Annotated in this window: 6 protein-coding genes; 2 read left to right on the top strand and 4 right to left on the bottom strand. The window is 40.9% G+C overall.

What is annotated here, in order from left to right; translation table 11 throughout:
- Window positions 1-77 precede the first annotated feature (77 nt).
- Window positions 78-785, bottom strand: coding sequence for a flagellar basal body L-ring protein FlgH (gene flgH / locus F3G69_RS02520; RefSeq protein WP_072594280.1), 708 nt, complete (start codon window positions 783-785; stop codon window positions 78-80).
- Window positions 786-852: 67 nt separating this feature from the next.
- Between flgH and pta the strand changes: the two genes are divergently transcribed.
- Window positions 853-2,220 (top strand): phosphate acetyltransferase, encoded by a 1,368-nt coding sequence (pta, locus tag F3G69_RS02515; RefSeq protein ID WP_149714314.1) that lies wholly within the window; start codon window positions 853-855, stop codon window positions 2,218-2,220.
- 1 nt (window position 2,221) lies between these two features.
- Window positions 2,222-3,418, top strand: a complete 1,197-nt coding sequence (locus F3G69_RS02510) for an acetate kinase (RefSeq protein ID WP_149714313.1) — start codon at window positions 2,222-2,224, stop codon at window positions 3,416-3,418.
- A gap of 122 nt (window positions 3,419-3,540) precedes the next feature.
- Here the strand turns inward: F3G69_RS02510 and lpxD are convergent, their stop codons facing one another.
- The 3 genes from lpxD to F3G69_RS02495 are packed head-to-tail and all read right to left on the bottom strand — an operon-like array spanning window position 3,541 to window position 6,652.
- On the bottom strand, window positions 3,541-4,494 hold the full coding sequence (lpxD, locus tag F3G69_RS02505; protein WP_149714312.1) for a UDP-3-O-(3-hydroxymyristoyl)glucosamine N-acyltransferase: 954 nt from the start codon (window positions 4,492-4,494) through the stop codon (window positions 3,541-3,543).
- The gene (gene ilvN, locus F3G69_RS02500) at window positions 4,494-4,955 is read right to left on the bottom strand and encodes an acetolactate synthase small subunit (RefSeq protein ID WP_223154204.1); all 462 of its coding nucleotides are present in this window, start codon (window positions 4,953-4,955) and stop codon (window positions 4,494-4,496) included. The genes lpxD and ilvN overlap by 1 nt, the downstream gene beginning before the upstream one ends.
- A 2-nt stretch (window positions 4,956-4,957) precedes the next feature.
- The gene (locus tag F3G69_RS02495; protein WP_223155865.1) at window positions 4,958-6,652 is read right to left on the bottom strand and encodes an acetolactate synthase large subunit; all 1,695 of its coding nucleotides are present in this window, start codon (window positions 6,650-6,652) and stop codon (window positions 4,958-4,960) included.
- Window positions 6,653-6,783 lie beyond the last annotated feature (131 nt).

The following is a 6,783-nucleotide window of genomic DNA, read 5'->3' as shown; positions in this document are numbered from 1 at the left end:
TTTAAGGCGAGAGAAATTTTTGAGATAAAAATTTTTAAAAGCCCAAATTGATTAAATTTTAGGCTTTTAAAGTTGCATTAAAATGGCCAGATAGCTTCCATGAGCCTTGTACCCCAAGGTTTTTTGGTAGATTTGTCTAGCTCACCCTCTGTTTTATATAAAATTTTAGCGTCAGCTATATATTTTGAGTCGATTTCGTTGTTTTGTGAGATGTCGTAAGGTCTGATGACACCACTTACTTGCATGATCTGCTTTTCGCCGTTTATAAGTAGCTCGCGGCTACCCTCGATAAAGTAATTGCCGTTATTTAGTATTTTTATGATCCTGGCTGAAATGGTTGCGGTAAATTTCTCGCTTCTGTTACTCGTGCCACTTCCTGTAAATTTATTGCCACCGCCTGCTTTAAAGCCGATGTCGCCGTATTTGTTTAGATTATCAGCTATATTTGAAAGTGGAGCAGCTCCAGCCGTAAATACACCGCCACCAAGCGAGATGGTACTATCCTTATTTGTACTTTTACTACCAGTTGAAGTTTGGCTTGCATTTTCTGAGATAACGATAGTCACGATATCATTTACATTCATCGCCTTTCTATCTGAAAAAAGAGGATTCTCGCCCTTACCAAAGAGGCTACCGGCGTTACTTTGTCCGGTGCCACTATCTTTTGAAGGGAGTTGCTCGACATAAACCGGGGGTTTCATATTGATATGAGGATCAGCACTTGGTGTGCAGCCAGTGCAAATAATGCCCGCAGATAAGACGAGCCAAATCGTTTTATGATTCATAAAAATGCCTTAAAATAAGTATCTTTGTGCTAAAATTAAGCAATTTAAGTTCCTAAAAAGGTCGCAAATGAAAAGTTGTTACGTTTTTACAGACAAAAATTTAGCACATCTGCAAGAAATTATAGCTACAAAATTTAAAAAAGTTGAGATTTTTAAGATAATCCCGGATGAAAACGATGAAAATAACTTAATAAATTCAAATGAAAAAGAATTTTTTCTAAAATTTATAGATAAATTTGAAGAGTTAAAAGCCAAAAGCGACTTCGTCATAGTCATTGGCTGTGAGAGCTTTAGTGTCTTTGGCAAAAGCGAGCTAAATTTAAAGATAGCTAGAAATTTAAACGCTCCAGTTTTTGACGAAAACGCAAGCGAGCTAAAAGCACTAAACCCAAACTCAAAGCTTCTAATCACCGATAAGATAGATGAAATTTTAAACTATAAAGCAGATATCATCACACAATTTAAATTTCAAAGCTTGCTTCTAAAAAGAGCTAAAGTTGCAAACAAAACCGTTGTTTTACCAGAGAGTGACGATGAGAGAATTTTAAAAGCGGCTCATATCGTGCTAGAAAAAGGTGCGGCAAATATCATCTTGCTAGGACTTAAAGATGAAATTTCAAAAAAAGCAGCCGCTTTGGGGCTAAATCTAAGCAAAGCCAAAGTGATCAATCCAGAACAAAATGAGCTGACAGATGAATTTGCAAAGAAAATTTATGAGCTTAGAAAGCATAAAGGCGTGGATGAAACTAAGGCAAATATGCTTGCAAAAGATAAAATTTACTTTGCTACGATGCTAATTCATGAAGGCATAGCTGATGCCTTGGTAAGTGGTGCTACAATGAGCACGGCTGATACGATCCGCCCAGCCTTGCAGATAATAAAAACAAAGCCAAATGTAAGTGTGGTAAGTGGGGCATTTTTCATGGCACTTGAAGAAGAAATTTTGCTTTTTGCCGACTGCGCCGTCACGCCAAATCCAAGCACAGATGAGCTAGCTAGCATAACGCTAAGCAGCGCTCAAACGGCAAGTGCCTTTGGCCTTAACCCAAAGATCGCTATGCTGAGCTACTCTACGGCTGATAGTGGAAGTGGGCCTGATGTGGATTTTGTAAAAGAGGCTACCAAAAAGGCGAGCGAGCTTGATGCAAATTTAAAAATCGCAGCACCTATTCAGTTTGACGCAGCCGTTGATCTAAGCGTGGCTAGCAAAAAGATGCCAAACTCAGAGGTTGCTGGGCATGCAAATGTCTTTATCTTTCCAAATTTAAACTGCGGAAATATCTGTTATAAAGCAGTTCAGCGAAGCGCAAACGCTCTAGCAGTAGGTCCGATACTTCAAGGATTAAAAAAGCCAGTTAATGATCTAAGTCGCGGTTGCCTCGTTGAAGACGTGGTAAATACTATCTTAATAAGTGCCATACAAGCAGGAGAATAATATGAGAATTTTGGTTTTAAACTCGGGTAGTAGCTCAATAAAATTTCAACTTTTTGCAATGGATACCAAAACCAGTCTAGCAAGCGGTCTAGTCGAGCAAATCGGTAGCTCCAGCTCAAGAGCGGTACTAAAAGCAAATGGCGAAACCTACGAGATAAAACGCTTCATAAAAGACCACCATGACGGACTTGAGGCGATGAACGAGCTCTTTGTCACTTCACACACCTTGCACGATCTAAGCGAACTTGATGGTATCGGACATAGGATAGTTCACGGCGGCGAGAGCTTTTTTAGCTCAATGATCGTTGATGAAAGCGTCATCAAAAAGATCGAGGAGATAAGTCCGCTTGCCCCACTTCACAATCCAGGGCACCTTGCTGGCATTAAAAACGCGATGAAAGAGAGCAAAAATGTACCTCACGTAGTCGTTTTTGACACGGTATTTCATCAAAGCATGCCAGAGTACGCCTACCGCTACGCCCTACCCTACGACGTTTGCAAGACTCATCACATCAGAAAATACGGCTTTCACGGCACTTCGCACAGATATGTCTGCAAGCAAGCGGCAAAAATGCTTGGCATAGAGTTTGATAAATTTAACGCTATCTCACTTCATCTAGGTAACGGCGCCTCAGCATGTGCGGTGCAAAACGGCAAAAGTATCGATACCTCGATGGGGCTTAGCCCACTTGAAGGACTCATAATGGGTACAAGAAGCGGCGATATGGACCCAGCCGTGGTCATTTACCTGCTAAATATCGGCGTTTTAAAGTGGAACGAGATCGATAACTTTTTAAACAAAAAAAGCGGACTTTTTGGAATTTGTGGCTCAAGTGACATGAGAGAGGTTGTGGCCAAAATGCAAGATGATGAGCGAGCAAAGCTTGCATTTGAGATGTTTTGCTACCGAGTAAAAAAATATATTGGCTCATATTACGCTATTTTAGGACGCGTTGACGCACTTATATTTACCGGTGGCATAGGAGAAAATGCACCAAATACAAGGCAAAAAATTTGTGATGAATTAAAGCATCTTGGCATTCACATAAATCACGATCTAAATTTCCAAGACATGCGAGGCGAGAGATGCATAGATGGGGATCACGCTAAGATAAAAACGCTCATCATCCCAACAAACGAAGAGCTAGAAATCGCGATAGAAACGGCTAGAGTAATAAAAGAGAGCAAAGCCAAATAAATAGATGTTTAAGCCAGACTTGATATATAAATTTTAAGCCTAATTCGTTTTAAAATAGAATTAGCATTTTTAGGCTACGAGATAAAAAGCTTTTGCGATTTTAAGCTCGCAAAAGCTTGCAATCAATTTTTCTTAAAAAATCTCAAAATTTTTGCTTGGAGTTTAAACTGATCTGAAAGTTCCATTATTGGATAAGCTCCGGCGTATTTTTTGCCGCCAGGCAGGTCTTTGCTAACGCCTCCACGTGCAGCGATCTGCGCGAAGTCACCCACTTTTACATGACCAGCTGAGCCGCTTTGTCCGCCCATTACAACGTTTCTGCCTAGCACTGTTGAGCCAGCAAGGCCAGTTTGTGAGACGATTAGGCAACCATTTCCAAGCTCGCAGTTGTGGCCTATTTGAACGAGATTGTCTATCTTTGTGTAGTTTGCGATCATCGTGCTTTCAAAAACACCACGATCTATCGTCGTGCAAGCACCGATCTCGACAAAATCGCCTAAAACTACATTGCCATTGTGATAAATTTTCACATGCTCGCCAGTTTTTGTATGCGCATAGCCAAAGCCATCACTGCCTATAACGCAGTTTGCCAGCAGATGGCACTCGTTACCGATGACACAGTCATTGTAGATGACGACATTTGGGTGGATGATGCAGTTTTTACCGATAGTTACGTTATCGCCCAAAAATGCTCCAGCCATTACTACCGTATTTTCGCCCACGCTCACATTTGAGCCTACATAGACATTTGGCATTATCTTTGCACTCTTGGCGATATTTGATGGCTTTGACTCACAAAAAAGTGGCTTAGCATAATCTTTACTAAGCAAGGCAAATGCAAGGTGCGGATTATCACACACAAGTGCAACCATACCAGCTGGCACCAAGTCTAAAAGCGATTTTGTCACCAATATGGCTCCAGCGTTTGATGTGCTTATAAATTTTGCATTCTTCTCGCCGTCGCAATATGTTAGCTCAGCTTTATTTGCATTTTTTAAAGAATTTAGAGCAAAAATTTCAAGATCTTCTCCGCTAAAAGTAGCGTTTACTTTTAAAGCTATTTCACTTAGTTTCATCATATATCCATTATCACAGATCCGCCGCGTACGACGTCAACTGGATTAAATTTCTTTATCGATTTTAAAAAGCTCTCGATCCTACTCGCATCGTCAGCCACCATGACAACGATGTAGTTTTCGTTTGTATTTGTAACGATACCATTATACGACTTTAGTATCGCCTCAAGACCGGCAAAATTTTCACCAAGCGGAATTTTCACAAGAGCCATCTCTTTTTCGACAAATTCGCCACTTTCTATGACTTTATACGTTGGTATGAGCTTATGAAGCTGCTTTACGATCTGCTCTAAAACCCTCTCGTCGCCACTTGTTACGATGCTCAGTCTTGAGAAGTTGCTCTCAGGTATTGGAGCAACGGTTAGCGTGTCGATGTTGTAGCCCCTGCCTGCAAAAAGTCCAGAAATTCTAGCCAAAACGCCGTGTTCATTTAAAACTATAACCGAAATCGTTCTTCTGATACTCATTTTTCTTCCTTGCTCTTTAATATCATATTATAAATCGCAGCTCCAGCTGGAACCATAGGAAGCACGTCCTCAAAGCGGTCGATCCTAACGTCGATCATCGCTGATTTTTTGCTATCGATCGCTTCTTTTAAAGCCTTTCTAAACTCATCCTTACTCTTGCAAACAAAGCCAACGCCGCCAAATCCCTCAGCGATCTTTACAAAATCAGGCTGCAAGCTAAGATCAGTCGATGAGTAGCGTTTTTCATAAAAAAATGTCTGCCACTGACGAACCATGCCTAAGAAGTTGTTGTTTAAAATGATGTTTATAACAGGCATATTTATCTCATGAGCCGTCATTAACTCTTGGATATTCATAAGTATTGAGCCATCACCTGTAAAATTTATAACAAGATTTTCTGGTTTTGCACATTTTGCGCCAATCGCTGCAGGGAGGCCAAATCCCATTGTACCAAGTCCACCACTTGTGACAAGCTGTCTTGCTCGGTTAAACGGATAAAACTGCGCCACCCACATTTGGTGCTGGCCGACATCTGTTGAGATTATCGCATCAGCTCCTGCTATCTTTGCGGTCTCTTCGATGACCCATTGCGGTTTTAAGACCTTGTCGCTATCTGTGTAGCCAAGTGGATTTAGTTTAGAATATCTATCTAAAATTTCTCTCCAAGGTGCATAGTTTTCAGGCTTTGCATTGACTTCTTCGTAAAGCTCAGTTAGCACGTTTGTAAGATCACCAACGATTGGATAGTGAGCATTTATGATCTTTGAGATGGAGCTTGGATCGATATCTATGTGAATTATCTTTGCATGTTTGGCAAACTCATCCGTCCTGCCAGTGATCCTGTCACAAAACCTAGCCCCAAGCGATATGAGAAGGTCGCACTCACTAAGTGCCATATTCGAAGCGTAGCTACCATGCATGCCTGCCATGCCTAAATTTAGCTCATCTTTTGCGTCAAGCACACCAAGAGCCATCAGTGTCTCAACCGCTGGAATGCCAGTTTTTTTCATAAATTTACGTATGATCTCGCTTGCATTTGATGCGATCGCACCACCACCGATGTATAGAAGCGGCCTTTTAGCTTCATTTATCGCAACTGCTGCTTTTTTTATCTGTTTTGAGTTGCCCTTATAGGTCGGTTTGTAACTTGGAATAGAAATTTCTTTTGGATATACAAAATCTCCAAGTCTTGATGTGATATTTTTTGGGATATCGATATGAACTGGTCCTGGACGGCCTGATCTTGCGATGTAAAACGCCTCTTTTATGATACGAGGTAGCTCTTCAACGCTATTAACTAAAAAGTTATGCTTAACACAGGGGCGTGAAATACCGACTGCATCGATCTCTTGAAAAGCATCTGTGCCGATCATAAATGTTGGCACCTGGCCGCTTATAAGCACGATTGGAATGCTGTCGCTATAAGCTGTTGCAAGGCCAGTGACAGCATTTGTAAAGCCAGGGCCACTTGTCACAAAAGCAACGCCAACTTTACCACTAACCCTAGCGTATCCATCGGCCGCGTGAACGGCTGCTTGCTCGTGGCGAACCAAGACGTGTTTGAAATAAGTCTGCTTGTATGTTTCGTCGTAGATATTTAAAGCTGCACCGCCAGGATAGCCAAAGACTATATCAACACCCTCTTCGTGCAAGGCCTCGCTTATCATCTGTGAACCAGAAATCTGTTTTATCATCACTTTAGCCTTTTGATAAATTTATCGCAGATTATATCCCAAAGCATTTTAAATCCATTTTAACTTTCTAGCGAATTTTAGGTATTGCTTTGATTTTCTTGAAAAATTTTTAACTAATTTAAAAGAAT

The organism is Campylobacter concisus (assembly GCF_902460625.1).
GTDB lineage: Bacteria > Campylobacterota > Campylobacteria > Campylobacterales > Campylobacteraceae > Campylobacter_A > Campylobacter_A concisus_AD.
This window is presented reverse-complemented; position numbering and strand designations above follow the sequence as displayed.